The organism is Achromobacter deleyi (assembly GCF_016127315.1).
GTDB classification, from domain to species: Bacteria; Pseudomonadota; Gammaproteobacteria; order Burkholderiales; family Burkholderiaceae_B; genus Achromobacter; species Achromobacter insuavis_A.
This window is the reverse complement of record NZ_CP065997.1, coordinates 1,597,742-1,623,484: the sequence shown is the minus strand read 5'-3', so window position 1 is coordinate 1,623,484 and position 25,743 is coordinate 1,597,742. Positions and strand designations below refer to the sequence as shown.

The 25,743-nt window shown below is 68.5% G+C and carries 24 protein-coding genes; 20 read left to right on the top strand and 4 right to left on the bottom strand.

All coding sequences use genetic code 11. The annotated features are described in order from the left end of the window. Positions 1 to 51: 51 nt before the first annotated feature. The 3 genes from I6I07_RS07240 to I6I07_RS07230 are packed head-to-tail and all read left to right on the top strand — an operon-like array spanning position 52 to position 2,798. Positions 52 to 786 carry an amino acid ABC transporter ATP-binding protein gene (locus tag I6I07_RS07240; RefSeq protein WP_061072866.1) on the top strand — a complete coding sequence of 245 codons (735 nt, stop codon included), beginning with the start codon at positions 52 to 54 and terminating at the stop codon, positions 784 to 786. Positions 787 to 791: 5 nt separating this feature from the next. Next, entirely contained in the window at positions 792 to 1,850 is a 1,059-nt protein-coding gene (locus tag I6I07_RS07235) for a threonine aldolase family protein (protein ID WP_006392149.1), read from the top strand. 39 nt (positions 1,851 to 1,889) lie between these two features. Continuing rightward, positions 1,890 to 2,798, top strand: a complete 909-nt coding sequence (locus I6I07_RS07230) for an EamA family transporter (RefSeq protein ID WP_198486155.1) — start codon at positions 1,890 to 1,892, stop codon at positions 2,796 to 2,798. Positions 2,799 to 2,866: 68 nt separating this feature from the next. On the opposite strand, the gene I6I07_RS07225 is transcribed toward I6I07_RS07230, so the two are convergent. Next, positions 2,867 to 3,151 carry an acylphosphatase gene (locus I6I07_RS07225; protein ID WP_006392151.1) on the bottom strand — a complete coding sequence of 95 codons (285 nt, stop codon included), beginning with the start codon at positions 3,149 to 3,151 and terminating at the stop codon, positions 2,867 to 2,869. Positions 3,152 to 3,312: 161 nt separating this feature from the next. Here I6I07_RS07225 and I6I07_RS07220 point away from each other — a divergent pair, with 161 nt between their 5' ends. Both I6I07_RS07220 and I6I07_RS07215 read left to right on the top strand, forming a co-directional pair. Further along, positions 3,313 to 4,209, top strand: a complete 897-nt coding sequence (locus I6I07_RS07220) for a phytanoyl-CoA dioxygenase family protein (protein ID WP_198486154.1) — start codon at positions 3,313 to 3,315, stop codon at positions 4,207 to 4,209. Positions 4,210 to 4,429: 220 nt separating this feature from the next. Continuing rightward, complete coding sequence (locus I6I07_RS07215; RefSeq protein WP_198486153.1) at positions 4,430 to 5,593, top strand: alpha-hydroxy acid oxidase; 1,164 nt, start codon at positions 4,430 to 4,432, stop codon at positions 5,591 to 5,593. 137 nt (positions 5,594 to 5,730) lie between these two features. Here I6I07_RS07215 and I6I07_RS07210 read toward each other — a convergent pair whose 3' ends face one another. Continuing rightward, positions 5,731 to 6,573 carry an IclR family transcriptional regulator gene (locus I6I07_RS07210; protein WP_006392154.1) on the bottom strand — a complete coding sequence of 281 codons (843 nt, stop codon included), beginning with the start codon at positions 6,571 to 6,573 and terminating at the stop codon, positions 5,731 to 5,733. Positions 6,574 to 6,772: 199 nt separating this feature from the next. Between I6I07_RS07210 and I6I07_RS07205 the strand changes: the two genes are divergently transcribed. The 9 genes from I6I07_RS07205 (at position 6,773) to I6I07_RS07165 (ending at position 15,764) form a co-directional block, all read left to right on the top strand. Continuing rightward, the gene (locus I6I07_RS07205; RefSeq protein ID WP_198486152.1) at positions 6,773 to 7,840 is read left to right on the top strand and encodes an ABC transporter ATP-binding protein; all 1,068 of its coding nucleotides are present in this window, start codon (positions 6,773 to 6,775) and stop codon (positions 7,838 to 7,840) included. Between the two features lies 1 nt (position 7,841). After that, positions 7,842 to 8,729, top strand: a complete 888-nt coding sequence (locus tag I6I07_RS07200) for an ABC transporter permease (protein ID WP_198486151.1) — start codon at positions 7,842 to 7,844, stop codon at positions 8,727 to 8,729. 15 nt (positions 8,730 to 8,744) lie between these two features. Then, on the top strand, positions 8,745 to 9,539 hold the full coding sequence (locus I6I07_RS07195; protein ID WP_054491023.1) for an ABC transporter permease: 795 nt from the start codon (positions 8,745 to 8,747) through the stop codon (positions 9,537 to 9,539). A 37-nt stretch (positions 9,540 to 9,576) separates the two neighbouring features. After that, positions 9,577 to 9,906, top strand: coding sequence for a (2Fe-2S)-binding protein (locus tag I6I07_RS07190; RefSeq protein ID WP_054431058.1), 330 nt, complete (start codon positions 9,577 to 9,579; stop codon positions 9,904 to 9,906). Next, positions 9,903 to 11,288 (top strand): NAD(P)/FAD-dependent oxidoreductase, encoded by a 1,386-nt coding sequence (locus I6I07_RS07185; protein ID WP_198486150.1) that lies wholly within the window; start codon positions 9,903 to 9,905, stop codon positions 11,286 to 11,288. Before I6I07_RS07190 ends, I6I07_RS07185 begins: the two co-directional genes overlap by 4 nt. Then, a complete protein-coding gene (locus tag I6I07_RS07180) occupies positions 11,285 to 12,457 on the top strand; it encodes an NAD(P)/FAD-dependent oxidoreductase (protein WP_198486149.1) in 1,173 nt (390 codons plus the stop codon). Before I6I07_RS07185 ends, I6I07_RS07180 begins: the two co-directional genes overlap by 4 nt. Continuing rightward, on the top strand, positions 12,454 to 13,521 hold the full coding sequence (locus I6I07_RS07175; protein ID WP_198486148.1) for an ABC transporter substrate-binding protein: 1,068 nt from the start codon (positions 12,454 to 12,456) through the stop codon (positions 13,519 to 13,521). The genes I6I07_RS07180 and I6I07_RS07175 overlap by 4 nt, the downstream gene beginning before the upstream one ends. A gap of 97 nt (positions 13,522 to 13,618) precedes the next feature. Further along, positions 13,619 to 14,557 carry a 2-hydroxyacid dehydrogenase gene (locus I6I07_RS07170; protein WP_198486147.1) on the top strand — a complete coding sequence of 313 codons (939 nt, stop codon included), beginning with the start codon at positions 13,619 to 13,621 and terminating at the stop codon, positions 14,555 to 14,557. Between the two features lie 373 nt (positions 14,558 to 14,930). After that, on the top strand, positions 14,931 to 15,764 hold the full coding sequence (locus I6I07_RS07165) for an AraC family transcriptional regulator (protein WP_198486146.1): 834 nt from the start codon (positions 14,931 to 14,933) through the stop codon (positions 15,762 to 15,764). A gap of 83 nt (positions 15,765 to 15,847) precedes the next feature. Here I6I07_RS07165 and I6I07_RS07160 read toward each other — a convergent pair whose 3' ends face one another. Further along, on the bottom strand, positions 15,848 to 16,744 hold the full coding sequence (locus tag I6I07_RS07160) for a LysR family transcriptional regulator (RefSeq protein ID WP_225856519.1): 897 nt from the start codon (positions 16,742 to 16,744) through the stop codon (positions 15,848 to 15,850). A 169-nt stretch (positions 16,745 to 16,913) separates the two neighbouring features. Between I6I07_RS07160 and I6I07_RS07155 the strand changes: the two genes are divergently transcribed. From I6I07_RS07155 to I6I07_RS07145, 3 genes are read left to right on the top strand one after another with little or no spacing between them, the layout of a single operon-like run. Beyond that, positions 16,914 to 17,894: a Bug family tripartite tricarboxylate transporter substrate binding protein gene (locus tag I6I07_RS07155; protein ID WP_035359812.1), complete on the top strand. Its 981-nt coding sequence runs from the start codon at positions 16,914 to 16,916 to the stop codon at positions 17,892 to 17,894. A 40-nt stretch (positions 17,895 to 17,934) separates the two neighbouring features. Next, positions 17,935 to 19,992, top strand: a complete 2,058-nt coding sequence (locus I6I07_RS07150; RefSeq protein ID WP_198486145.1) for a hydantoinase/oxoprolinase family protein — start codon at positions 17,935 to 17,937, stop codon at positions 19,990 to 19,992. After that, complete coding sequence (locus tag I6I07_RS07145) at positions 19,985 to 21,721, top strand: hydantoinase B/oxoprolinase family protein (RefSeq protein WP_198486144.1); 1,737 nt, start codon at positions 19,985 to 19,987, stop codon at positions 21,719 to 21,721. Before I6I07_RS07150 ends, I6I07_RS07145 begins: the two co-directional genes overlap by 8 nt. Here the strand turns inward: I6I07_RS07145 and I6I07_RS07140 are convergent. Further along, positions 21,708 to 22,505 carry a GntR family transcriptional regulator gene (locus tag I6I07_RS07140; RefSeq protein ID WP_198486143.1) on the bottom strand — a complete coding sequence of 266 codons (798 nt, stop codon included), beginning with the start codon at positions 22,503 to 22,505 and terminating at the stop codon, positions 21,708 to 21,710. The two genes, I6I07_RS07145 and I6I07_RS07140, sit on opposite strands and share 14 nt — an antisense overlap. 232 nt (positions 22,506 to 22,737) lie before the next feature. Between I6I07_RS07140 and I6I07_RS07135 the strand changes: the two genes are divergently transcribed. From I6I07_RS07135 to I6I07_RS07125, 3 genes are read left to right on the top strand one after another with little or no spacing between them, the layout of a single operon-like run. After that, a complete protein-coding gene (locus I6I07_RS07135) occupies positions 22,738 to 23,769 on the top strand; it encodes an ABC transporter substrate-binding protein (RefSeq protein ID WP_006389500.1) in 1,032 nt (343 codons plus the stop codon). Between the two features lie 55 nt (positions 23,770 to 23,824). Next, the gene (locus I6I07_RS07130; RefSeq protein WP_198486142.1) at positions 23,825 to 24,880 is read left to right on the top strand and encodes an ABC transporter ATP-binding protein; all 1,056 of its coding nucleotides are present in this window, start codon (positions 23,825 to 23,827) and stop codon (positions 24,878 to 24,880) included. Then, positions 24,877 to 25,743: an ABC transporter permease gene (locus tag I6I07_RS07125; protein WP_198486141.1), complete on the top strand. Its 867-nt coding sequence runs from the start codon at positions 24,877 to 24,879 to the stop codon at positions 25,741 to 25,743. Before I6I07_RS07130 ends, I6I07_RS07125 begins: the two co-directional genes overlap by 4 nt.

Sequence of the window (25,743 nt, the reverse complement as noted above, 5' to 3'; positions counted from 1 at the left end):
GCGCCCAGGTTATCCACAGGTCCAACGATGCAACTCTCTTCGAAACCCCCGATGATCGAGATCAAGCAGGTCAGCAAGTGGTATGGCGATTTCCAGGTACTGGATGATTGCAGCACCACCGTTGGCCGCGGCGAGGTGGTGGTGGTGTGCGGCCCCTCCGGCTCGGGCAAGTCGACGCTGATCAAGACCGTGAATGCGCTGGAGCCCTTCCAGAAGGGCAACATCGTGGTCAACGGCATCGAGGTGGGCGATCCGCGCACCAACCTGCCCAAGCTGCGTTCGGTGGCCGGCATGGTGTTCCAGCATTTCGAGCTGTTCCCGCACCTGTCGGTGACCGAGAACCTGTGCCTGGGCCAGATGAAAGTGCTCAAGCGCGGCAAGGACGAGGCCCGCGCCCGCGCGCTGGCGTTGCTGGAGCGGGTCGGCCTGTCGGCGCACAAGGACAAACACCCGGGCGAGCTGTCCGGCGGCCAGCAGCAGCGCGTGGCGATCGCCCGCGCCCTGTCGATGGATCCGGTGGTGATGCTGTTCGACGAACCGACCTCGGCGCTGGACCCGGAGATGGTCAACGAGGTGCTGGACGTGATGACCGACCTGGCCGGAGAAGGCATGACGATGATGGTGGTGACCCATGAAATGGGGTTCGCCCGCCGCGTCGCCGACCGCGTGATCTTCATGGACGGCGGCAAGATCGTCGAAGACTGCCCGAAGGATGCGTTCTTCGGCGATGTAGAGGCGCGCGCCCCGCGCACGCGCCAGTTCCTTTCCAAAATTTTGCAGCACTGATAGCCATGAGCCAGCGGATCTCCGTCGACCCCTCCCACCCGCTCGTCGACCTGCGCAGCGACACGGTCACCCACCCTACCGAGGCCATGTACGAGCGCATGCGCACGGCGCCCATCGGCGACGACGGGCTCGATGGCGACCCCAGCGTGCGGGCGCTGGAAGCGCACGTGGCCACCCGCCTGGGCAAGGAAGCCGGGCTGTTCGTGCCCAGCTGCACCATGGCCAACCTGCTGGCGGTGCTGGCGCAGACCCAGCGCAACGAGCAGGTGGTGCTGGAGTCGGCCGCGCACATGTACACGTCCGAGCGCGGCGCCGCCACGTTCACCGGCCTGTTCTACCAGGGCGTGCCCGGCACCGACGGCGCGATGGACCTGAACCGCCTGGAAGACGCGATGCAGTCCGGCGGCCACAAGCTCAAGACCTCGCTGGTGGCGATGGAGACCTCGCACAACAACGCCGGTGGCGCGGTGCTGCCGCTGGACCACATGCAGGCGGTATACGGCATGGCGCAGGCCTGCGGCGTGCCCGTGCACCTGGATGGCGCGCGCCTGTTCAACGCCGCGGTGGCGCTGGGCGTGGCGCCGGCCGAGATCACCCGCCATGCCGATACCGTGTCGCTGTGCCTGTCCAAGGGCCTGAGCGCGCCGGTGGGCGCGGTGCTGACCGGTCCGCGCCAGGTGATGGCGCGGGCGCGGGTGCTGCGCCGCATGCTTGGCGGCACCCAGCGCCAGGCCGGCATCATGGCCGCGGCCGGGCTGGAAGGCGTGCAGACCATGGGCGACCGGCTGGTCGAGGACCATGCGCGCGCCCGCCGCCTGAGTGACGGCCTGAACCGCCTGGACCCGGTGCTGTCGGCCACGGTGCCGCAGACCAACATCGTGCAGGTCGAGACCGCCGACACCGGCATGACCAACGCGCACTGGGTCACGGCGCTGGAAGCGGCGGGCCTGCTGACGCGTCCGTGGGGCCGCACGCGGCTGCGCTGCGTGACCCACCGCCACATCGGCGACGAGGACATCGACCGCGCCATCGAGGCCTTCAAAAAAGTGCTGGCCAGCCGCTGATCCGGCGTTTCGCGGGGGCGGGCGATGCGATAATGCGGGATGTCCGCCGCTACCCAACTTTCCAGGAAAGACTATCTCTGCGCCCTGACGGTGGTGGTGATCTGGGGCCTGAACTTCGTCATCATGAAGATCGGCCTCAAGGGCCTGTCGCCCATGACGCTGGGCGCCCTGCGATTCGCCCTGGCCGCCTTTCCCCTGGTGCTGTTCGTGCGGCCGCCGCGCCTGCCGTGGCAGTGGATCGCCGCTTACGGGCTGGTGCAGGGGCTGGGCCAGTTCGGCCTGCTGTTCACGGCCCTCAAATTCGGCATGCCGGCGGGCATGGCCTCGCTGGTGATCCAGACCCAAGCCTTTTTCACCCTGCTGCTGGCCGCGCCGGTATTGCGTGAACGCGCGCGTCCGCATCACTGGCTGGGGCTGGGCGTGGCCGCGCTGGGGTTGGCGGTGATCGCCGCCGGCCGTGGCGAGGGGCCGGGCCAGATGACCATGCTGGGGTTCGTCCTGACGCTCGGCGCCGCCTCGATGTGGGCGGTCTCGAACATCATCGTGCGCCTGGCCAGCCGCAAGGCGCCCGGCTACGACCCGTTCGCGTTCATCGCCTGGAGCAGCGCCGCGCCGGTGCTGCCGTTCCTGGGGCTGGCGGTGCTGGCCGACGGCTGGGACGCGGTGGCGGGCATGATCCTGGGCATCGGCTGGGCCGAGGCGCTGTCGGTGCTGTACCTGGCGGTGCTGGCCACGCTGCTGGCCTATACGCTGTGGACGCAGCTGCTGACGCGCCATCCGGCGGCCAAGATCGCGCCGTTCTCGCTGCTGGTGCCGGTGGTGGGCCTGTGGGCGGCATCGGCGGCTTTCGGCGAGCGGCTGCAGCCGCTGCAATGGCTGGGCGCGGGCTGCGTCCTGGCGGGCCTGATCATCAACCAGGTCGGCGGGCGCTGGCTGCGCAACCGCTGACCTCATCCTTCTTTCCGCCGCGTCTCCTACCCGCTTTTGGATGAGCGGCGCAGGCCGTGGCGCGCCGCCTACAGCTGTTCGAAATGGGCATAACGCTTGTCGGTGTACTCCCGGCGCGTGACCATCTCGATGACCTCGGCCCCGGGCGGGCCGCGCCGCAGCCATTCCAGCATGTGATCGACCTGGTCGGGCGTGCCCTGCACCAGGGCCTCGACCGTGCCGTCCAGCATGTTCTGCACCCAGCCCTTGGCGCCCAGCAGATGCGCGCGCCGCACCGCCGCATGGCGGTAGCCCACGCCCTGCACGGTGCCGCTGACGGTGACGTGGACGGTCTCGATATGGGTGTCTTGCATTGGTTTTCCTTCGGATGATGCACCGCAGCGCGCCGGTGACCTAGGCGGTTCCGACTACAGCGGATGGTCGATAGGCCCCTCGGGCATCGAAGCGATACGTTAGAGCACATGTCAAAACGTGCCAACGGGAACACCCGCAAGCAAAGCTTGGAGAAGCCATTATGGAAGAGACCAGTTTGTTGTCGGAAGCAGAAACAGCGCGCTATCGGGACCAGGGCTACCTGGCCCTGCCGGACATGTGTCCGCAGGACGAGGTGGGCTACATCCGGCGCACGCTGCTGGAACTGTTCGCGAACAAGACGGGCTACAACGAGGGGGCGCAATACGACTTCATCAGTCGCGACGACCCGTCCAAGCCGGCCAAGTTTCCCAGTTTGCACGATCCGCGCCATTATGCCCCGGGCCTGCTGAAGACCGCCTATCACGAGCGCACGCTGGAGCTGGCGCGCCAGCTGCTGGGCGAGGACGCCGCGCTGTACGGCGAGCATGCGCTGCTCAAGCCGGCGCTGGTCGGGCCCGAGACGCCGTGGCACCAGGACGAGGCGTTCCGCTCGCCCGACTTCGTCTACAACGAGCTGAGCATCTGGCTGGCGCTGCAGCCGGCCACGCTGGAGAACGGCTGCATGCAGTTCATTCCGGGCTCGAACAAGAACGAGGTGCTGGAGCATCGCTCGCCAGGCGGCGACAAGACGCTGCATCCGCTCGAATGCTGCGCCGATTTTCCGCGCGACCAGGCGGTGGCCGAGCCGCTGCAACCCGGCGGCTGCACCGTGCACGATGCGCGCACGCTGCATTTCACGGGCGCCAATACGTCGCCGCAGCCGCGGCTGGCGTACATCCTGATCTACAACACGCCGCCGGTCTACAAGCCGGGACGGCGCGAGTTTCCGTGGCTCGAAGGCCGCTGGACCGACAGCCAGACCCGCAAGAAGGAATGGCATCGCCGCGGCGGCCTGGCGGTGGACGTGCTGCGGCGCCTGCCGGGGGCGCGCCTGACCAGCCCGCGCTGGGTGGCATGGGCCACGATCCGGGCGGTGACCAAGGTCTGGCCGCGCTAGCGGCGGGGTCAGCGGCCGCGTCGGCAGCGGCGCGAAAGCGGTCGCGATGAAGGGGGAGCCGGGGCCGGCAAGGGGCGCTTGCCGGCCCCGGCGCGTATACTGGGCGGCGCCGCGGGGCCTTGCCGCCCGGCGTGAACGGCAGGCGTCGGGACGACGCGTGCGGGTTCGCGCGGGGCCGGGCGCCGCGGGGTCGCGTCCCACTTTCCCCAGAAAAATAACCATGACCGCTAACCTCTCCACGATCACCTGCATCGAAGACCTGCGCGCGATCGCGCGCAAGCGCGTGCCGCGCATGTTCTACGACTACGCCGATTCGGGCGCCTGGACGGAAGGCACGTACCGCGCCAACGAAAGCGATTTCCAGAAGATCAAGCTGCGCCAGCGCGTGGCGGTGAACATGGAAGGCCGTTCGTTGCGCACGACGCTGGTGGGCCAGGACGCGGTGATGCCGTTGGCGATTTCGCCGACGGGCCTGACCGGCATGCAGCATGCCGATGGCGAGATCCTGGCGGCAAAGGCGGCGGCCGACTTCGGCGTGCCGTTCACGCTGTCGACCATGAGCATCTGCTCGCTGGAAGACGTGGCGGCGGCCACCGGCAAGCCGTTCTGGTTCCAGCTGTACGTGATGCGCGACCGCGAATTCGTCGGCGACCTGATCGACCGCGCCAAGGCGGCCGGCTGCTCGGCGCTGGTGCTGACGCTGGACCTGCAGATCCTGGGCCAGCGCCACAAGGACATCAAGAACGGGCTGTCGACGCCGCCCAAGCCGACCCTCCGCAATCTCATCAACCTGGCGACCAAGCCGCGCTGGTGCATGGGCATGCTGGGCACCAGGCGCCGCACGTTTGGCAACATCGTCGGCCACGCCAAGGGCGTGAGCGACCTGTCGTCGCTGTCGTCGTGGACGGCCGAGCAGTTCGATCCGCGCCTGAGCTGGGACGATGTGGAATGGATCAAGCAGCGTTGGGGCGGCAAGCTGATCATCAAGGGCATCCTGGACGTCGAGGATGCGCAGCTGGCGGCCAACAGCGGCGCGGATGCGCTGATCGTCAGCAACCATGGCGGGCGCCAGCTGGATGGGGCGATGTCGTCGATCGCGGCGCTGCCTTCGATCGCGGACGCGGTGGGGTCGAAGATCGAAGTGTGGATGGATGGCGGCGTGCGCTCGGGGCAGGACATCCTCAAGGCGGTGGCGCTGGGCGCGCGCGGAGCGATGATCGGGCGGGCCTTCCTGTACGGGTTGGGGGCATATGGGCAGGCGGGCGTGACTCGCGTGTTGGAGATCCTTTACAAGGAAATGGATACGACGATGGCGCTTTGCGGGCGGCGCAATATCGACGTCGGGGATCGGAGTATTTTGTTGCCGGGGACTTATCCGGTCTGAAGGTTTCTCTGATCGGCTGGAAGCCGGTGGGTCGCTGTGGCGGCTTGCCGGCTTTTTTGTTTTTTGCTTGCGGGTTTTTGCTCGCGAGTCTTTCTTCGTAGGTCGGCCGGCGCGGCGAGGGTTGTGGCGCTGCGGGTTTATTCTCGGTTGCCCGTGCCGAGGAATTGGCTGGGGCGCCTTAGCGCGGGGTCGAACGGGTTGAGTTGGGCGCTGATGCCGGCGGCTTCGCGGCGCAGGATTTCCACGATTAGGGGGAGGCGTTCGTCGCTGATGCGTTCGACGGGGGCGGCGATGCTGAGGGCGGCGACGGTGACGCCGTTGGGGTCGTGGACGGGGACGGCCAGGCCGGCGATGTTGGGGAAGATGCCCTGGCCCTTGCTGCGGGCGTATTGGAGTTCCTGGCATTCCTTGATGCCGGCGCGCATCGAGATTTCGTCGACGAAGCCCAGGTGGTGCAGGCGCGGGATGTTGAAGCGCAGGACTTCCTCGCGTTCGGCTTCGGGCAGGTTGGCGAGCAGCAGCAGGCCGCCCTGGCCCAGGCCGAGCGGGACGCGGCCGCCGATGTCGCCGGTGTGCGAGCGCACCGGGAAGGCGCCGTCGATGCGGTCCAGGCAGACGGCGTCGAAGCCGCTGCGCACCAGCAGGAAGATGGTGTCGTTGAGCATGCCGCTCAGGCGCAGCATGACGGGGCGGTAGATCGAGCGCAGGGTGGACTGGTGGTTGCCGGCGGCGGCGGCCAGGGAGAAGAAGGCGACGCTGAGCTGGTAGCCCTTGCTCTGGGCGGGCTGCTCGACCATGCCTTCCTGCACCAGGCCCTGCAGCACGCGGTGGACGGTGGCCTGGGCCTGGCCGGTGCGGGCGGCGATGTCGGTCAGGCGCAGTTTTTCGCCCTTGGCGTCGGACAGGACGCGCAGCACGGCGAAGGCGCGTTGCAGCACGCCCTGGGCGCCGGCGTCGTCGGCGGGTTCTGATTTCTTCATTGTTCAATTCCGATAATCAAAATATATGTCTGTGTTTTTATCAGGAAATTCAGCTATACGGAAATAATAAGTAGAAAATTCGATTCTTCGGGAAACCCTAATTGACCGGCCTTTTCGGCGACTCCTAGACTGCCCTGCATCGATTGCTTCGCGGGGTCTGCCTCGCGCACCGCTCCTCACCGGGCACGGGGTTTGGAATATGTCATTTCTGCGGTTGGACAACGTCTCCAAGAATTACGGCGACCTGCGGGTCGTCTCGGACCTGAACCTGGCGGTCGAGAAAGGGGAATTCGTGTCCTTGCTGGGGCCGTCGGGCTGCGGCAAGACCACCACGCTGCAGATGATCGCGGGCTTTGCCGACGTCACGCGCGGCAGCATCACGCTCGATGGCCGCGACATCACCCATGCCAAGCCGAACACGCGCGGGCTGGGCATCGTGTTCCAGAGCTATGCGCTGTTCCCGCACCTGACGGTGGCGGACAACGTCGCCTTCGGCCTGAAGATGCGCAAGGTCGAGCGCACCGAGCGCCAGGCGCGGGTGCGCGAGGCGCTGGCGCTGGTCAAGCTGGACAAGCACGCCGACCGCTTTCCGCGCGAATTGTCGGGCGGCCAGCGGCAACGGGTGGCGCTGGCGCGCGCGCTGGTGATCCGGCCGCCGGTGCTGTTGCTGGACGAGCCGCTGTCGAACCTGGACGCCAAGCTGCGCGAGGACATGCAGTTCGAGCTGCGCAGCATTCAGAAGCAGATCGGCACCACCACCGTGATGGTGACGCACGACCAGGCCGAGGCGCTGTCGATCAGTGACCGCGTGGTGGTGATGCAGGACGGCCGCGCCACGCAGGTGGATGCGCCCTATCGCATGTACGAGCATCCGCAGAGCGAGTTCATTTCGCGCTTCGTCGGCAAGACCAACCTGCTGCCGGGCCGCGTGACGCGTTGCGGCGCGCAGGCGGAGGTGGAGACCGGCGCGCTGCGCGTGCTGGTCGATGGCGCGGGCCTGCGCCATGGCGACAGCGTGCAGCTGTCGCTGCGCCCGGAAAAGCTGGTGCCGGTGCCGGCCGGCCAGGGCAAGCTGTCCTGTGTGGTCAGCACGCGCTATTTCCTGGGCAGCCAGTGGATGTACGGGCTGGATTCGCCGGTGGGGGCGCTGACGGTGCTCACGCCCAACGACGGCCGCCGGCCGCACGACGATGGCGACGCGATCGGGCTGGACTGGGCCGAGGGCGTGCTGCGCGTGCTGCCCACGGCCGCCGCCGAAGAGGCCTGACATGACGACGCTGACCCAACCCGGCGCCGCCAGCGCGCCCAAGCCGCGCACCGACGGCCTGCTGGCCATCCTGGGCTCGATCCCGCTGGCGATCGTGTTCCTGACGCTGGTGCTGACGCCGCTGGCATTGACGCTGGTGCTGTCGTTCCGGCCGTTCGATTACAGCGCCGGCATCCTGCCGGGGCACACCTTCGAACACTACCTGGCGGTGGTGACCGACGGCTATTTCCTGGAGATCTTCTGGCGCACGTTCTGGATCGCGGGCGTGACCACGCTGATCTGCGTGCTGATCGGCGCGCCCGAGGCCTACATCCTGTCGCGCATGGGCAAGCCGTGGCGCTCGATCTTCCTGCTGGTGGTGCTGTCGCCGCTGCTGATCTCGCTGGTGGTGCGCGCCTTCGGCTGGAGCATGCTGCTGGGGCCGGGCGGCGCCATCGGCCGCGCGGCCGCGGCGCTGGGCCTGGGGCCGCTGCTGTACACGCCCACCGCGGTCATCATCGGCCTGGTGCACGTGATGCTGCCGTTCATGGTGATTCCGGTGTGGACCTCGCTGCAGAAGCTGGATCCGACGGTGGAGCACGCCGCGCTGTCGCTCAACGCCTCGCGTTTCCAGACGCTGCTGCGCATCGTGCTGCCGCAGGCCATGCCGGGCATCCTGTCGGGCAGTCTGATCGTGTTCGGGCTGTCGGCCAGCTCGTTCGCGATTCCCGCGCTGCTGGGCGGACGGCGCCTGAAGATGGTGGCCACGGTGGTCTACGACGAGTTCCTGACCGAACTGAACTGGCCGCTGGGCGCGGCCATCGCCATCGTGCTGCTGGTGGTCAATGTCGTCATCATGATGGCCTACAACCGCGTGGTGGAACGTTCCTACCGGCGCAGCCTGGGTTGAGCGAGGACAGCGATCATGCAGAAAAACGGTCCCTTCGCCCTGGCCTTCAATGCCCTGGTGGTGATGTTCGTGCTGGCGCCGCTGGCCATCGTGTGCCTGGTGGCTTTCACGCCCGAGTCGACGCTGACGGTGCCGACCACGCAGTTCTCGCTGCGCTGGTTCCACGCGGTGTTCGAGCATCCCAACTTCATGCAGGCGTTCAAGAACAGCCTGTGGTTGGCGTTCCTGTCGGCCAGCATCGCCGTGTGCCTGGCGGTGCCGGCGGCCATCGCCATCACCCGCTACCGCTTCCCCGGGCGCGATGCGCTCAACGGCCTGTTCCTGTCGCCGCTGATGATTCCGCACCTGGTGCTGGGCGTGGCGCTGCTGCGCTTTTTCGCGCTGATGGGCACCACCGGCAGCTTCGGCTGGCTGGTGTTCAGCCACGTGGTGGTGATCACGCCCTACGTGATGCGGCTGGTGATCGGCGCGCTGGTGGGCTTTGACCGCTCGGTCGAGCATGCCGCGCTGTCGCTGGGCGCGAGCCGCGCCACGGTGTTCTTCCAGGTGACGCTGCCGCTCATCATTCCGGGCGTGTCGGGCGGCTGGCTGCTGGCCTTCATCAACAGTTTCGACGAGCTGACCATGTCGGTGTTCATCACCGCGCCGTCGACCATCACGCTGCCGGTGCGCATGTACATGTACGCCACCGAGTCGATCGACCCGATGATGGCCGCCGTGTCGGCGCTGGTGATCGGCCTGACCGCGGCGACCATGCTGCTGCTGGATCGCGTCTACGGGCTGGACCGCGTGCTGGTGGGACAGAAATGAAGCGCAAGCCGGGTACGCAACGGGAGACCCCGCCATCATGGCAATACTGAAACGCCTGGCCGAAACGGCCCGGCCCGCCGTCGCCTTCACGCTCGACGGCAAGCCGTGCACCGCGCTGGCCGGCGATACCGTGCTGACGGCGGTGCTGACGCAGGCCGAGCGCCTGCGCCTGTCGGAATTCGGCGGCGGGCCGCGCGCCGGCTTCTGCATGATGGGCGCCTGCCAGGACTGCTGGATGCAGCGCGAGGATGGCACGCGTCTGCGCGCCTGTTCCACCTACATCGAAGCGGGCATGCGCCTGCGCAGCGCGCCGCTGCGCGCCGAGCAGGTGCCGGGCACGCTGGCGGCGGAGGGCGACGCATCATGAACCTGATCCTGCCCGTGATCGTGGGCGCCGGCCCCGCCGGCATTCGCGCCGCGCAGACGCTGGCGGCCCAGGGCCTGCGGCCGGTGGTGCTGGACGAGGCGCCGCGCGCTGGCGGCCAGATCTACCGCCAGCCGCCGCCCGGCTTCGCGCGGACCAAGGCGGCGCTGTACGGCTTCGAGCATCGCAAGGCCGACGCGCTGCACCGCAAGATGGATGAACTGGCGCCGAGGCTGGACTACCGTCCCGGCAGCCTGGTGTGGAACGCCGAGGGCAAGACGCTGGACGTGCTGCGCGACGGCAAGAGCGCGCCCGTGCCCTACACCCACCTGATCCTGGCCACCGGCGCCACCGACCGCGTGCTGCCGTTCCCGGGCTGGCTGACGCCGGGCGTGTACACCCTGGGCGGTTCGCAGGTGGCGTTGAAGCACCAGGGCTGCGCCATCGGCGAGCGCGTCGCGTTCATGGGCACTGGTCCCCTGCTCTATCTGGTCGCCTACCAGTACGCCAAGGCCGGCGCCCGCGTTGTGGCGGTGCTGGATACCTCGCGCTTCGCCGACCGCCTGGCGGCGTTGCCCGGCATGCTGCGCGCGCCGGGCCTGCTGGCCAAGGGGCTGTACTACATGGCCTGGCTGCGCGCGCATGGCGTGCCCATGGCCAGCGGCGTGCGGCCGGTGCGGGTCGAGGGCGAAGCGCGCGTCACCGGGCTGCTCTACCGCCAGGGATCGCGGCAGCGGCGGGTGGATTGCGATGCGTTGGGCTACGGCCTGTCGCTGCGTTCCGAAACGCAGCTGGCCAGCCTGGTGGGCTGCCAGTTCGCCTTCAATGTCCGCGACCGTGGCTGGACGCCGCGCCTGGATGCGGCCGGACGCAGCAGCGTGGCCGGCGTGTACGTGGCGGGCGATGGCGCCGGCATCGGGGGCGCGGACGCGGCCGAGCTGGCCGGCGAGCGCGCCGCGCTGGCCTTGCTGGAGGATGCAGGGCATGCCGTGCCGGCGGCGCGGGCGCGCGAACTCGAATCGCGCCTGGCCGCCAACGGCCGGGTGCGCGACGCGCTGGAGCGCGCCTTTCCGTTTCCCCAGGATTGGGCCGCCGACATCGCCGACGATACCGTGGTGTGCCGGTGCGAGGAAGTCACCGCGGGCACGCTGCGCACCGTGGTCCACGGCACCGGCGCGCACGAACTGAACCGCCTGAAGGCGTTGACGCGCGTCGGCATGGGCCGCTGCCAGGGCCGCATGTGCGGCGCGGGCGCGGCCGAGGTGCTGGCACATGCATGCGGCGCCGGACCCGACGCGGTCGGCCGCCTGCGCGGCCAGCCGCCGGTCAAGCCCATCCCCGTGGATATCGTCTGCCTGGACCGTTCCGGAACGCCCGCGCCATGACCGAACGCATCGAAACCGAAGTCGCCATTCTCGGCGGCGGCATCGTCGGCGGCAGCGCCGCGCTGTTCCTGCGGCGCCAGGGCGTGCCGGTGGTGCTGCTGGAAGCCGCGCTGTGCGGCGCCCGCGCCAGCGGCGTCAACTACGGCGGCGTGCGCCGCCAGGGCCGCGGCCTGGAGCAGATGCCGCTGGCGCGCCGCGCGCACGAACTGTGGGGCCAGCTGCCGCAGCTGATCGGCATCGACGGCGAGTACGTGCGTTCGGGCCACCTGAAGCTGGCGTGTTCCGACGCGGATCTGCAGGCCCTGCATGCGTATCGCGCGCAGACCCGCGGCTTCGGCATGAACCTGGAAATGCTGGACCGGGCCGCGCTGGCGCGGCGTTTCGGCTGGCTCGGCGCGCAGGTGGTGGGAGGCTCGTTCTGTCCCGAGGACGGCCACGCCAACCCGCGCCTGGTGTCGCCCGCCTTCGGCCGCGCGGCGCGCGCGCTGGGCGCCGACGTGCGCGAAGGCACTACCGTCACGCAGGCCATCCACGACGGCGAGCGCTTCGTGCTGCGCGCCGGCGACGCGCTCGAAGTGCGCGCGCGCTTCCTGCTCAATTGCGCCGGCGCCTGGGCTGGCCGCTTCGCCGCGGGGTTCGGCGAAGTGGTGCCCGAGACCTCGATCCATCCGCTGATGATGGTGACCGAGCCGCTGCCGTTGTTCATGGACGTCAGCCTGGGCATGCAGGGCGGCGGCATCTACGCGCGCCAGGTGGCGCGCGGCAACTGCGTCATCGGCGGCGGCCGCGCCGTGTCGTCCGGCCCCGACTATGCCCGGCCCGGCCGCGAGGCGCTGGGCACGTTGATGGCCAACGCCGAACGCCTGCTGCCGCCGCTGCGCGGCGCGCAGGTCATCCGTTTCTGGACCGGGGTGGAGGGCAACATGCCCGACCACAATCCCGTGCTGGGCCCCAGCGCCACCGTGCCGGGCCTGTTCCATGCCTTCGGCCTGTCGGGCGCGGGCTTCCAGATCGGCCCCGCCGTGGGCGAAGTGCTTTCCGAACTGGTCGTGAACGGCCGGTCTTCCATTCCCATCGACGCCTTCGGCATCGGACGATACACGGGGGCCGCTCACGGCGCCGTGGCTCGGTTGGGGCCTGTTCGTGAGCAAACGCTGGAGTCACCATGAAGCACAACAAACAGGGCGTTCGCCGCCCGTCCAAGGGGAAGTGGCTGCTGGGCCTGGCGCTGGCCGCGCTGTCGGCGGGCGCCATGGCGCAGCAGAAGACGCTGTACGTCGGCATGAACGGCGGCGACATGGAACGCGCCTTCACGCAGTACGTGTTCCCGGATTTCGAGAAGGCCAACAACGTCAAGGTCGTGGTGGTGCCGGGCACCTCCACCGACGTGCTGGCCAAGGCCCAGGCGTTCAAGGACAAGCCGCAGATGCACGTCATGTTCCTGGACGACGGCATCATGGCGCGGGCCATCTCCATGGGCCTGTGCGAGCCGCTCAACGACGATCCGGTGCTCAAGGACCTGTACCCCACCGCCGTCATGAAGGATCGCATGGCCGCCGGCATCGACATCGGCATGACCGGCCTGGGCTACAACACCCGCCTGTTCAAGGACAAGGGCTGGGCGCCGCCGACCTCGTGGATGGACCTGGCCGATCCCAAGTTCAAGGGCAAGGTGGTGTTCCAGTCGGCCTCGGGCAGCACCTTCGGCCTGCACGGCTTCCTGATGTTCAACCGCATCCAGGGCGGCAACGACCAGAACACCGAGCCCGGCTTCAAGCAATGGCCGTCGACCATCGGCCCCAACGTGCTGGAATACATCCCCAACTCGGCCAAGCTGGCCGAGATGATCCAGTCCAACGAAGCCGCCATCTTCCCGCTGACCCCCACCGCCATCGCCCGCCTGAAGAAGCGCGACATTCCGGTGGAATACGCCCAGCCCAAGGAAGGCTCGGTGATCCTGATGGTGGCCGAGTGCGTCATCGCCAAGAACAGCGAGCCGGAACTGGCGCAGAAGCTGGCGCTATACCTGCTGTCGCCGCAGGCACAGGCCAAGGCACTGGAAATGGGCGGCCATTTCCCGTCCAATAAGAACGTTCAACCGCCGGCCGGCAGCGAAGAGGCGCTCAAGCGCTTCCAGGGCTACATGGCCAACGCCAAGATCCTGGACTGGGACCAGATCAACGCCACCCGTCCCGCCTTCAACGCGCGCTGGAACCGCACGGTCGAACGCTGACGACAGGCGCGCCGCGCCGTCCGCGACCTGACACGTCGCGGACGGCGCGGCGCCGATCCCACCAGGGCGCGCGCGCCCGCAACGCAGGAAACGAGGCATGCGGCTCATCATCAGGTCTGGCGGCGCATCGGCCATGCAGGAATGGCGCGACCACTTCAAAATCCACGCGCCCGATCTGGAGATCGTGAGCTGGTACGACGACGTCGACCCCGCCTCGATCGACTACGCCCTGGTGTGGGCGCCCGACCCCGGCCGCCTGGCCACCTTCTCCAACCTGAAACTGATCATCAGCGCCGGCGCTGGCGTCGACCACATCGTCTCGGACCCCGCCTGGCCGCGCCACCTGCGCATCGCCCGCATGGTCACGCCGCGCACCGAGACCGAGATGGCCGAGTTCGTGCTGACCAGCGCGCTGATGCTGACCCGCGACCTCAAGCGCGCCATCGACCAGCAGGCCCGCCGCCACTGGGAGCTGTACGACTCGCTGCGCGTGGCCGCCGACGTGCGCGTCGGCATCATGGGCCTGGGCCACCTCGGCATCGCCGCCGCCCGCCTGCTGGCCAAGGTCGGCTTCCCCGTCAGCGGCTGGTCACGCGGCGCCAGCACCCTCCCCGACGGCCTGCCCTCCTACGCCGGCCCCGACCAGTTCCCCTCATTCCTGTCCCGGACCGACCTGCTGGTCTGCCTGCTCCCCGCCACCGAAGCCACCCGCGGCATCCTCAACCGCGACACCTTCGCCCGCCTCCCCCGCGGCGCCAGCCTCATCAACGCCGGCCGCGGCACCCACATGGTCACCCAGGACGTCCTCGACGCCCTCGACAGCGGCCACCTGCACCAGGCCTTGCTGGACGTCTTCGACCCCGAGCCCCTGCCCCCCGAGTCCCCCCTCTGGACCCACCCCCAAATCATCATCACCCCCCACTGCGCCGCCATCCCCGACCGCCAGGAACGCGCCCGCCACACCGCCTGGCTCATCACCGCCAACGAACGCGGCGAGGCGCTGCCCAACATCTACGACCCCGCCCGCGGCTACTGAGCACCAAGCAAAGTACTTATCCACAGCCCGCGCGTTGCGCAGAAAAACCAAGGGCTGTGGAAAACTCGCTTTCCCCGCCAGCGCCCTTGAAGTGAAATCAACAAGAGCCCGGCACGCCGGGGCGAGGGGATGCGGGGCGTGTAGATGCGCCCGACGGAATCCGTAGGGAGCCGCAGGCGGACGAGGATGAGGATGGGGCAGTCCGGAGCGGACGCTCCGGACCGCAATCGTAGCCCCGCATCCCCTCGCCCCGGCGTGCCGGGCGTCTAAAGAACCCCACTCCCCACCAGCAAAACATCAAACGGTCCAACTCAAAAAACCGCAAAATCTGCAAACCCCCTCCGCCTACATTGCTCCCCAAGGAGCCACGCACTTGAAACCCCAAACGCGCACCACCTACGCCCAGCGCCTGGACCCCGTCCTGCGCTGGCTGGCAAGCCACCCCGACGCCGACCCCGACCTGTACCGGTTGGCCGACCTGGCTTGCCTCTCGCCCTATCACTTCCACCGCGTCTACCGCGCCGTGATGGGCGAAACCGTGAACGCCACCGTGCAACGCATCCGCATGCACCGCGCGGCCGTTTCGCTGGGCAGCACCGGGGATTCCTTGCGTGAGGTCGCGCAGCGCGCCGGCTATGAGTCGGACGCTGCCTTCAACCGCGCGTTCGGCGCGACCTTCGGCATTTCGCCGGGGCGCTACCGCGCGACCCGCTCCCGACCCTTCGACCCCAAGGAGCTAGGCATGTATCCCATCACCATCGAAACCTTTCCCGGCGCCGTGCTGGCCGCCCTGCCGCATCACGGCAGCTACCAGGAAATCGGCCCGGTCTTCACCCGCGCCTTCATGCTCGCCGCCAGCCGCGGCCTGGCGCGTCCCGAGGCCATCGGCTTCGGCGTCTACTTCGACGATCCCGAGCAGGTGGCGCCGGCCCAGCTGCGCTCGATGGCCGGCATGTCGGTCGCGCCCGACGCCGAGCTGGGCGACGACCTGGAACGCTTCGAGATTCCCGCCATCCGCTGCGCCATCCTGACCTACACCGGCCCGTACAACGAGATGGACAAGCCCTACAACTGGATGTTCTCGGAATGGTTGCCCGGCAGCGGCATGGTGCCCGCCGACTTCCCCATGTTCGAGCAGTACCTCAATGACCCGCGCACCACGCCGCCGGCGCAATTGCTGACGCGCATCTGCATGCCATTGAAATAAGCGTCGGATGCCGCGCGACGGCCCGCAATGCGGCGCCGTCGTGCGCGGCATGAGCGCGGCGGCCCTGGTATCGAGGGCCGCCGCTACCCCAGCACGCCCGCCAGGTATTGTCGCAGCCACGCGTGCGCCGGGTCGTCCTGGTAGCGCTCGTGCCAGTACAGCGACACCGTGATCGCCGGCAGGCTCAGCGGCGCCTTCAGCGTCACGATGCGCGCGCTGCCCGACATGGCCTTGGCGATGCTAACGGGCATCGTCGCGATCAGGTCCGAGGCTTCCACAATGAACGGACAGACCATGTAGCTCGACAGCGTCGCGACGATGCGGCGGCTGCGGTTCTGCCCCATCAGGATGCGGTCGATGGCCTTGCTGAAATAGCGCGTGTGGGCCGCCAGGTCCAGGTGCCCGTAGCTCAGGTAGGCATCCAGGTTCCAGCGCTTGCGCAGACAGGGATGTCCTTCGCGCACGATGCACACCGCCGGTTCCTGGTACAGGAAACGCGTGCGCAGGTCCGGCGCCGGGTCCGGGAAGTAGCCGGCGATCAGTTCCACATGATTGGTGTCCAGCATGCTCAGGCCGTGCTGCGGCCGCGCCGGCACGATCAGCAGCTGGAAGTGCGGCGCGTCCACCGCCAGGCGCGGGATCAGCTTGGGCAGCAGCGTGTACTGCACGTAGTCGGTGGCGTAGAACGACAGGCTGCGGGCCGAGTGCGCCGGGTCGAACACCTCGCGCGTGCGGGTGGCGCGGCGCCAGCTTTCCAGCAGCGGCAGAAAGCCCTGGTGCAGCTCGTGCGCGCGCTGCGTCGGCTGCCACGCGCCGCCCTCGCGCACCAGCAGCGGATCGCCGAACAGTTGCCGCAGGCGGTTCATCGCGGCGCTCATGGCGGGCTGGCTGATGCCCAGCTGTTCGGCCGCGCGCGACACGTTGCGGCAGCCCATCAGCGCGTCGAAATGCAGAAGCAGATTCAGGTCCGGATTCTTCACCGCCGCCCACCTATAAATGGCATCTATACCAATATAAACCGCCAGGACTGCTGGCGCGCGCCCGCCGGGCCTAGGATGTTCCCGTTGTTGCAGTGAACCCGAGGCAAAGCCTCTCAGGTCCGACATCCATGATCGGGCCGCAAGGAAGTTCTATCAACAAGGGGAAGTCATGAACGCAGCGTTCATTCGCAGTTGCTGTCTTGCATTCGGGGCGGCCGCGCTGGCCGCCGCCGCGCTACCGGCCCGCGCCGAGTGGCCGGATAAAGTGATTCGCATCGTGGTGCCGTTCGCGGCGGGCGGCTCGACCGACCTGATCGCGCGCAAGATCGCCGAGGGCCTGGGCCAGCGCCTGTCGGCCAACGTCATCGTCGAGAACCGCCCCGGCGCGGGCGGCACCGTCGGCACCGAGTACGTGGCGCGCCAGCCGGCCGACGGCTACACCATCCTGATGGGCTCGGTCAGCACGCACGGCAGCGCGCCCTGTGTATACACCAAGCTGCCCTATGACGCGCTCAAGGATTTCACGCCGCTGACCGTGGTCGCCACCATTCCCAACGTCATGTCGGTGAACAAGTCGGTGCCGGCCAACAACCTGCAGGAGTTCGTGGCGCTGCTCAAGAAGGAGCCCGAGAAATATTCGTTCGCTTCCAACGGCCAGGGCACCTCCAACCACCTGGCCGCCGAGCTGTTCAAGAGCACGGCCGGCGTGTCCATGGTGCACGTGCCCTACCGCGGCTCGGGCCCGGCGCTGATTGACCTGGTGGGCGGCCAGATCAACATGATGATGGACGTGGTGATGACGTCCTATCCCTACATCAAGGACGGCAAGATCAAGGCGCTGGCGGTGACCTCGCCGCAGCGCTCGCCGATGCTGCCCGACGTGCCGACGGTGGCCGAGTCCGGCTATCCGGGCTACGAGGCCATGGTGTGGTTCGGCATGCTGGCGCCCGCCAAGCTGCCCGAGCCGCTGCGCGCCAAGCTCACCGACGCGCTGGTGCAGACGCTGCACGCGCCCGCCATGAAGACCTATCTGGAGCAACAGGGCGCGCAGGTCTCGGACGTGGCCGGCCCGGCCTTCGGCACCATGATCAAGAGCGAAATCGACAAATGGTGCGGCGTGGTCAAGCAGGCCGGCATCAAGCTGGACTGAGCGCGGCCGCGCCCTTCTTTTCTTTCAGGGAAGCACAAGCATGTATCGCATAGGGATAGACGTCGGAGGCACGTTTACCGACTTCACGATGATCGACGAAGATCAAGGCATCGTGCATTTTCACAAGGTGCCGTCGACACCGTCGGATCCATCGGAGGCCATCGCCACCGGCATCGGGCAGATGCTCAGGGACCATGGCGTGTCGCCGTCGCAGGTGTCGCACGTGGGCCATGGCACCACGGTGGCGACCAACCTCATCATCGAGCGCAAGGGCGCGCGCGTCGGCCTGATCACCACGCAGGGCTTTCGCGACGTGCTGGAGATCGGCCGGCAGACGCGGCCGCACCTGTACGACTACAGCGTCGGCAAGCCGCCGGTGGCGGTGCCGCGCGAGTTCCGCGCCGAGGTGGGCGAGCGCGTCAATGCGCAGGGCGAGGTGCTGACACCGCTGGATGCGGACGCGGTGCGCGCGGCGGCGCGGCGCTTTGCCGCGGCCGGCATCGACGCGGTCACGGTCTGCTTCCTGCATGCCTACCGCAACCCGGCGCACGAGCAGCAGGCCGCGCGCATCGTGGCCGAGGAAATGCCGGACGCCTACATCAGCCTGTCGTCGGAGGTGCTGCCGGAATTCCGCGAATACGAGCGCCTGTCGACCACCGTGCTGAACGCGGCGGTGGGCCCGAAGATGGCGCGCTACCTGGAACGTTTCCTGCAGCGCGTGCGCGAACTGGATATCGGCCACGAACCGCACACCATCCATTCCAACGGCGGCCTGATGTCGATCGCCACCGTGCGCCAGTATCCGGTGCGCACCTGCCTGTCCGGGCCGGCCGCCGGCGTGGTGGGCGCGGCCGCGGTGGGCCGCGCCATCGGCAGCCTGAACCTGGTGACGTTCGACGTCGGCGGCACCAGCACCGACGTGTCGCTGATCTGCGATGGCCGGCCGCTGTTCACCTCGCATCGCCAGGTGGCGGGCTATCCGGTGAAGACGCCGATGGTGGACATCCACGTGATCGGCGCGGGCGGCGGCAGCATCGCCTGGCTCGATGACGCGGGCGCGCTGAAGGTCGGGCCGCACAGCGCCGGCGCGGTGCCGGGGCCGGTGGGCTATGGCCGCGGCGGCACCGAGCCGACCATCACCGATGCCGAGATCGCGTTGCAGCGCCTGAATCCAGTGGCGCTGCTCAACGGCCGCATGCCGGTGCACGCCGAGGCCGCGCGCCAGGTGATCGATGAACGCGTGGCGCGGCCGCTGGGCCTGACGCGCGAGGCGGCGGCCGAGGGCATCCTGCGCATCGCGGCGGCCAACATGAGCCGCGCCATCCGCGCCGTGTCGACCGAGCGCGGCTACGACCTGTCGCAGTTCGCCCTGTATGCCTACGGCGGCGCGGGGCCGCTGCACGCGGTCGAGGTGGCCGAGGAATGTGGCATCCCCACGGTGATCGTGCCGCAGGAGCCGGGCACCATGTGCGCGCGCGGCATCCTGCTCAGCGACATCTCGTTCGACTTCGTGCGCAGCGAGATTTCGCTGGCCGGCGCCGACACCTGGAGCGGTGTGTCGCGCATCTTCGAGAGCCTGCGCGAGCAGGCCGAACGCTGGCTGGAAGAGGAACGGGTCGAGCCGACGCTGCGCCTGTACCGCAGCGCCATCGACGCGCGCTACGAAGGCCAGAACTTCGAGGTGCAGGTGGCGCTGGACGACACCGGCGCGACCGGCTACGCCGAATTCGCGCGCCGTTTCGCCGAGGCGCACGAGCGCGAATACGGCTACACCGTCGACGACCGCAAGGTGCAGATCATCAACTGCCGCACGCAGGCCGTGGGCCAGGTGGTGAAGGCGCCGCTGGCGCCGCGCCAGGTCGATGGCACGCTGGACGGCGCCCGCATCGGCGAGCGCCGCGCCTATTTCGGCGAGCGCCACGGCTGGCTCGACACGCCGGTCTATGACCGTGACCGCGTGCCCACCGGCGTGCGCTTCAGGGGCCCGGCGCTGCTGGAGGAAATGAGCTCGACCACCGTGGTCGGCGCGGGCCAGGACGTCGAGGTCGACGCGTACGGCAACCTGATCATCCGTTTGCAAGGAGGCTCCCATGCGTGAAGCCCAACAATCCCGTCAAGCCCAGCAAGACACCGGCGTGGCGCTGGCCGACCCGGTCGGCATGGAGGTGTTCTGCAACCGCCTGCTGTCGATCACCGAAGACATGAACAACACGCTGGTGCGGGCCTCGTTCTCCACCAACATCAAGGAACGCAAGGACTGCTCGGTGGCGCTGTTCGACGCCGCCGGCCGGCTGGTGGCGCAGGGCACGCAGATTCCGCTGCACCTGGGCTCGCTGGACGGCGCCATGGGCGCGATCCTGCGCACGTTCGCGGCCGACGAGATCCGCGACGGCGACGTGTTCATCTGCAATGACCCCTACCTGGCCGACGGCAGCCACCTGCCCGACATCAACATCGTCACGCCGGTGTTCTGGGAAGGCACGTTGCGTTTCTTCGCCGCCAACATCGCCCACCATTCGGATGTGGGCGGCGCGGTGCCCGGCTCGATCGCCGGCGGCCTGAAGTCGATCTTCGAGGAAGGCATCCGCATCCCCGCCTGCCGCATCGCGCGCGCCGGCGAAGTGGACGAGGACATGCTGCGCCTGATCTGCGCCAACACCCGCGACCCGGAGGAACGGGTGCTGGACCTGCGCGTGCAGATGGCCACCAACCGCCGCGGCGCGGCCGCGGTGCAGGGCCTGATCCGGCAGATGGGCCTGGCCGCGGTGCTGCGCTCGGCGGACGACGTCATCACCTATACCCGCCGCCGCCTGCTCAACCGCATCGGCGAACTGGCGCAGGGCAGCTACACCTTCCGCAGCGATCTGGACGATGACGGCATGGGCGGTGATCCGGTGCCGATCCAGGTGACGCTGACGGTCAGCCGCGACCGGCTGCATTTCGATTTCGAGGGCTCCGGCAAGCAGGCGCGCGGAGCCATGAACCTGCCGTTCAACGCACTGCGGGCCTGCGTGTACTACGCGGTCAAGGCGCTGCTGGATCCGGACCTGGCGCCCAACGCCGGCCTGTTCGACCCGATCAGTGTATCGGCGCCGGTGGGCACCATCACCAACCCCGAACATCCGGCGGCGGTGGGCGCGCGCTCGATCACCGCGCAGAAAGTGGCGGGCGCCATCTTCGGCGCGTTCCGCGGCCTGCTGCCGGCGGAAAAGACCATGGCGTCCAGCAACGACTGCTGCCCGGCCATCGTGTTCTCGGGCCGCTGGCGCGAGCGCGCCGGCCACTTCGTCTACCTGGAAACGCTGGGCGGCGGCGCCGGCGCGCGCCATGACAGCGACGGCATGGACGCGGTGCACGTGCACATGACCAATACCTCCAACCTGCCGGTGGAAGCGCTGGAGAACGAGTACCCGCTGCTGATGGACGAGTACGCCATGATCCAGGACTCCGGCGGCGCCGGCCGCACCCGCGGCGGCATGGGCATCGCCAAGCAGATCCGCGCGGTCGGACCGGGCATCGTGTTCTCGGCGCGCTCGGACAGCCACACCGTGGGCGTGGCCGCCGGCGTCGATGGCGGCGCCGATGGCCGGCGCGCGCGGCTGGTGCGCAACTTCGGCACCCCGGCCGAGGAAGAGCTGTTCTCCAAGACTGCCAACATCGCGCTGGCGCCGGGCGAGAGCGTGCGCATCGAAACCCCGGGCGCCGGCGGCTATGGCGCGCCGGCCGAGCGTTCGCGCGCCCGCATCGAGCGCGACCTGGCCGACGGCAAGATCAGCGCCGCGGCGGCGCGCGCCGCCTACGGCTACGAGGCCGCTACGCCACGTTGAGCGACATCGAGTACTTCATCTTGTCGTGCGGGAAGGTGGTGATGGTGGCCAGCAGCAGCACCCCGCCGCCGCCGTAGTAGCGGCGGGTGATGACAAAGCCCGCCGTCTGCGGCTCGACCTGGAGCTGCCTGGCGATGGCGGCCGCGATGGGCGTGGCCGAGAACTCCTGGTTGACCTCGTGGATGCGGTTGCCGAAGTGGTCCTCGATCAGCCGCAGCAGCGAGATGCGCGGCTGGATGTCGGCGCGCAGGTCGGAATGCGCCGGATCGGCGTAGATCAGCGTGCACGCCACCGGCGTGTCCTGGTCGCCCAGCGTCTTGATGGAGTTGATGTGCAGCCACGGCTGGCCGGGCTCGGCGCCCAGGGTCTCGGCCAGCCGCCTGGTGAGCTTGACCGTGCGCACGTCCTGTACCAGCAGCGCGGCATTGCGCGCGTACTGCAGCAGGTCCGGAAACTGCGAGATGCGTTGCGTGAAGCGCGTGCTGGCGTGGGCGGTTTCGACGCGCGTGCCCACCCCCGGGCGGCGCGACACCATGCCGGCCACCGTCAGCATGCGGATGGCTTCGCGGATGGTGTGGCGGCTGGCGCCGAACTGGTCGCACAGCGCGTGCTCGGTCGGCAGCAAGGTCATGACCGGATAGCGGCCGGCGCCGATGTCCCGCGCCAGCTGCTGGTAGATGCTTTTGTAGCGCGGGCCGCCGGCCTCGTCGTCCGGCCCCGTGGCCTGGCCGCGGGCCTCGCGCGCGGCGGCCGGGTCGGGCGCGCGTTCGGAGGATCGGGTCATGGGGTGGCTCCTTTTCTCGTTCTATCGGGGTTTGTACGGACAATAACCGATTGACAAGGCCGTCTTCGCAGCGCCATTATTTGTCCGGACATTCATGTACGGACAAATTGTACGGCGGACATGAGGTCGCGGGGCAAGCGGGGCCGTGTTTTTTTCGCAGCGGCGGGTCCACCCCCGGATTCAGGCAGCACCGGCAGTTCTTGCAGTTCTCTTCCAATAAACGGGGGTTTTCATGGGCAAGGTACTCGCAGTCCTGGCGGCGGCCACAGTGGCCGTCGGTGTGTGCGCCACGGCGCAGGCGCAGCAGAAATTGGTGGTGGCCGGCTACGGCGGCTCGTTCGAAGACATCATGCGCAAGGACATCTTCCCGCCCTTCGCCAAGCAGCACGGCGTCGAGCTGGATTACGTGGCCGGCAACTCCACCAACACGGTGGCGCGGTTGCAGGCGCAGAAAAGCAATCAGCAGATCGACGTCGCCATCATCGACGACGGCCCGATGTACCAGGCCATCGCGCTGGGTTTCTGCGCGCCGATCCAGGGCCTGCCGGCCGACGACATCTACGGCACCGCGCGCTACAAGGACGACAAGGCGGTGGCCATCGGCATCGTCGCCACCGGCATCATGTACAACAAGAAGGTCTTCGACGAGCGCAAGTGGGCCGCGCCCACCTCCTGGAAGGACCTGAAGGATCCCAAGTACAAGAAGCAGCTGGTGGTGCCGCCGCTGAACAACACCTACGGCCTGCACGCGCTGGTCGAGTACGCCCGCGAGGGCGGCGGCGGCGAGAAGAAGATCGACGCCGGCTTCAAGACCTTCAAGGACGAGGTCGGCCCCAACGTGCTGGTCTACGAGCCGTCGCCCGGCAAGATGACCGAACTGTTCTCCAGCGGCCAGGCCACCATCGCGGTGTGGGGCAGCGGCCGCGTCAAGGCCTTCGCCGACACCGGCTTCCCGGTGGGTTTCGTCTATCCGCAGGAGGGCGCCTACGCGCTGCTGTCGTCGGTGTGTCCGGTGGCCAAGGCCAACGCCAATCCGCTGGCGCAGGCCTTCGTCAACTACCTGGTCAGCCCCAAGGTGCAGGAGCAGCTGGCCACCGCCTATGGCTACGGCCCGGTCAACAAGCAGGCCAAGGTGGCCGACGATCCGCGCGTGCCGCTGCCGATCGGCAAGCGCGCCGCCGACCTGATCGTGATCGACTGGGACACCGTCAACCAGAACCGGGACGACTGGAACAAGCGCTGGACGCGTGAAATCGAGCGCTGAGGTTCGTACACCAGCACGCAACGGCGGCGCGGGCGCGCCGCCAGCGGGAGCATCCATGAGTTATCTCGTACTGAACCGCTTGTCCAAGCGCTACGGCGACCTGACGGCGGTCGAGGACCTGAGCCTGTCGGTCGAACGCGGCGAGTTCATTTCGCTGCTGGGGCCGTCGGGCTGCGGCAAGACCACCACGCTGCAGATGATCGCCGGCTTCGTCGAGCCCAGCGGCGGCAGCATCGTGCTGGACGGCAGGGACGTCAGCCGCACGCCCGCCAACAAACGCGGGCTGGGCATGGTGTTCCAGAACTACGCGTTGTTCCCGCACATGACCGCGGCCGAGAACGTGTCGTTCGGCCTGGAGATGCAGCGGGTCGGCAAGGAGGAACGGCAGGCGCGGGTGGCCGATGCGCTCAAGCTGGTGGGCCTGTCGCACCTGGCCGACCGCCACCCGGCGCGCATGTCGGGCGGCCAGCAGCAGCGCGTGGCGCTGGCGCGGGCGCTGGTCATCCGCCCCAGCGTGCTGCTGCTGGACGAACCGCTGTCGAACCTGGACGCCAAGCTGCGCGAGGAAATGCAGCTGGAACTGCGCAGCATCCAGCGCACCGTCGGCACCACCACCATCCTGGTGACGCACGACCAGTCCGAGGCGCTGGCGCTGTCCGATCGCATCGTGGTGATGAACCAGGGGCGGGTCGAGCAGGTGGCCGAGCCGTTCGCCGCGTATGAGGGGCCGTCCAACCGCTTCGTTGGCGGCTTCCTGGGCAAGGCCAATGTGTTCACGCCTACGCCGCAGCCGTATGCGGGCGAGGTGCGCGCATGCGTCGGCGAGGCGCATATCCCGATGGACGGCCAGCCGGTGCCGCAAGGCGCGGTGATCGTGCGGCCCGAAAAGATCCTGTTCGCCGAGGCCGGCGCCTGTGCCCTGCCCGGCCGTATGAAGACGCGCGTGTTCCAGGGCAACCACTGGCTGTGCCAGGTCGAGACCTCGGTCGGCGAAGTCATGGTGATCCGCCAGAACGACGGCGTGCCGGTGCCCGCCGAGGGCGCCACGGTGCACCTGCGCTGGCGCGCGCAGGACATGTGCGCGGTGGCCGGCCAGGAGCCGGGCAAATGAGCGCGCGCGCCAACCCCTGGCTGCTGAGCGCGCCGGCGCTGGCCGTCTACGCCACCTTCCTGGTGGTGCCGATGGCGCTGGTGCTGCTGATCAGTTTCTTCGACTTCCAGTTCTACGGCGGCATGCAGGCCACCTTCACCTGGAAGAACTACCTCGAGATCCTGGGCGACGGCTATTACTACGAGATCTACGCCCGCACCTTCGGCGTGGCGGCGCTGGTGACGCTGGCCTGCCTGGTGCTGGGCACGGCCGAGGCCTACGTGCTGTCGCGCATGGCCAATCCGTGGAAGGGCCTGTTCCTGATGGTGGTGCTGGGGCCGCTGCTGATCTCGGTGGTGGTGCGCACGCTGGGCTGGGCGCTGCTGTTCGGGTCCACCGGCCTCATCAACAAGGTGCTGATGGGCATCGGCCTGGTGTCCTCGTCGATCGACCTGATGTACAGCAACCTGGGCGTGGGAATCGCGTTGACGCACGTGCTGGTGCCGTTCATGGTGATCTCGGTGTGGGCGTCGCTGCAGCGGATCAATCCGTCGACCGAGGCCGCCGCGCTGTCGCTGGGCGCCAGCCAGTTCACCGTGATCCGGCGCGTGATCGTGCCGCAGGTCATGCCGGGCATCCTGTCGGGCTCGATCATGGTGTTCGCGATGGCCGCCAGTTCCTTCGCCACGCCCGCCATCATCGGCGGCCGGCGCCTGAAGAACGTGGCCACCGCCGCCTACGACGAGTTCCTCAACACGCTGAACTGGCCGTTGGGCGCGGCGCTGGCGGTGGTGCTGCTGCTGGCGACGGTGGTGGTGCTGCTGTCGGCCAACCGGTTGATCGAGCGCCGCTATGGCGCGGTCTTCAATCCGTCGGGGGCCTGA

Excerpts from the sequence above, each read along its gene's own strand:
- I6I07_RS07205 (WP_198486152.1), top strand. The coding sequence starts at position 6,773 with ATGTCATTTCTGCGGTTGGACAACGTCTCCAAGAATTACGGCGACCTG.
- I6I07_RS07150 (WP_198486145.1), top strand. The coding sequence starts at position 17,935 with ATGTATCGCATAGGGATAGACGTCGGAGGCACGTTTACCGACTTCACG.
- I6I07_RS07140 (WP_198486143.1), bottom strand. The coding sequence starts at position 22,505 with ATGACCCGATCCTCCGAACGCGCGCCCGACCCGGCCGCCGCGCGCGAG.
- I6I07_RS07190 (WP_054431058.1), top strand. The coding sequence starts at position 9,577 with ATGGCAATACTGAAACGCCTGGCCGAAACGGCCCGGCCCGCCGTCGCC.
- I6I07_RS07175 (WP_198486148.1), top strand. The coding sequence starts at position 12,454 with ATGAAGCACAACAAACAGGGCGTTCGCCGCCCGTCCAAGGGGAAGTGG.
- I6I07_RS07155 (WP_035359812.1), top strand. The coding sequence starts at position 16,914 with ATGAACGCAGCGTTCATTCGCAGTTGCTGTCTTGCATTCGGGGCGGCC.
- I6I07_RS07235 (WP_006392149.1), top strand. The coding sequence starts at position 792 with ATGAGCCAGCGGATCTCCGTCGACCCCTCCCACCCGCTCGTCGACCTG.
- I6I07_RS07230 (WP_198486155.1), top strand. The coding sequence starts at position 1,890 with ATGTCCGCCGCTACCCAACTTTCCAGGAAAGACTATCTCTGCGCCCTG.
- I6I07_RS07135 (WP_006389500.1), top strand. The coding sequence starts at position 22,738 with ATGGGCAAGGTACTCGCAGTCCTGGCGGCGGCCACAGTGGCCGTCGGT.
- I6I07_RS07145 (WP_198486144.1), top strand. The coding sequence starts at position 19,985 with ATGCGTGAAGCCCAACAATCCCGTCAAGCCCAGCAAGACACCGGCGTG.
- I6I07_RS07210 (WP_006392154.1), bottom strand. The coding sequence starts at position 6,573 with ATGAAGAAATCAGAACCCGCCGACGACGCCGGCGCCCAGGGCGTGCTG.
- I6I07_RS07125 (WP_198486141.1), top strand. The coding sequence starts at position 24,877 with ATGAGCGCGCGCGCCAACCCCTGGCTGCTGAGCGCGCCGGCGCTGGCC.
- I6I07_RS07215 (WP_198486153.1), top strand. The coding sequence starts at position 4,430 with ATGACCGCTAACCTCTCCACGATCACCTGCATCGAAGACCTGCGCGCG.
- I6I07_RS07180 (WP_198486149.1), top strand. The coding sequence starts at position 11,285 with ATGACCGAACGCATCGAAACCGAAGTCGCCATTCTCGGCGGCGGCATC.
- I6I07_RS07225 (WP_006392151.1), bottom strand. The coding sequence starts at position 3,151 with ATGCAAGACACCCATATCGAGACCGTCCACGTCACCGTCAGCGGCACC.
- I6I07_RS07195 (WP_054491023.1), top strand. The coding sequence starts at position 8,745 with ATGCAGAAAAACGGTCCCTTCGCCCTGGCCTTCAATGCCCTGGTGGTG.
- I6I07_RS07130 (WP_198486142.1), top strand. The coding sequence starts at position 23,825 with ATGAGTTATCTCGTACTGAACCGCTTGTCCAAGCGCTACGGCGACCTG.
- I6I07_RS07200 (WP_198486151.1), top strand. The coding sequence starts at position 7,842 with ATGACGACGCTGACCCAACCCGGCGCCGCCAGCGCGCCCAAGCCGCGC.
- I6I07_RS07240 (WP_061072866.1), top strand. The coding sequence starts at position 52 with ATGATCGAGATCAAGCAGGTCAGCAAGTGGTATGGCGATTTCCAGGTA.
- I6I07_RS07170 (WP_198486147.1), top strand. The coding sequence starts at position 13,619 with ATGCGGCTCATCATCAGGTCTGGCGGCGCATCGGCCATGCAGGAATGG.
- I6I07_RS07185 (WP_198486150.1), top strand. The coding sequence starts at position 9,903 with ATGAACCTGATCCTGCCCGTGATCGTGGGCGCCGGCCCCGCCGGCATT.
- I6I07_RS07220 (WP_198486154.1), top strand. The coding sequence starts at position 3,313 with ATGGAAGAGACCAGTTTGTTGTCGGAAGCAGAAACAGCGCGCTATCGG.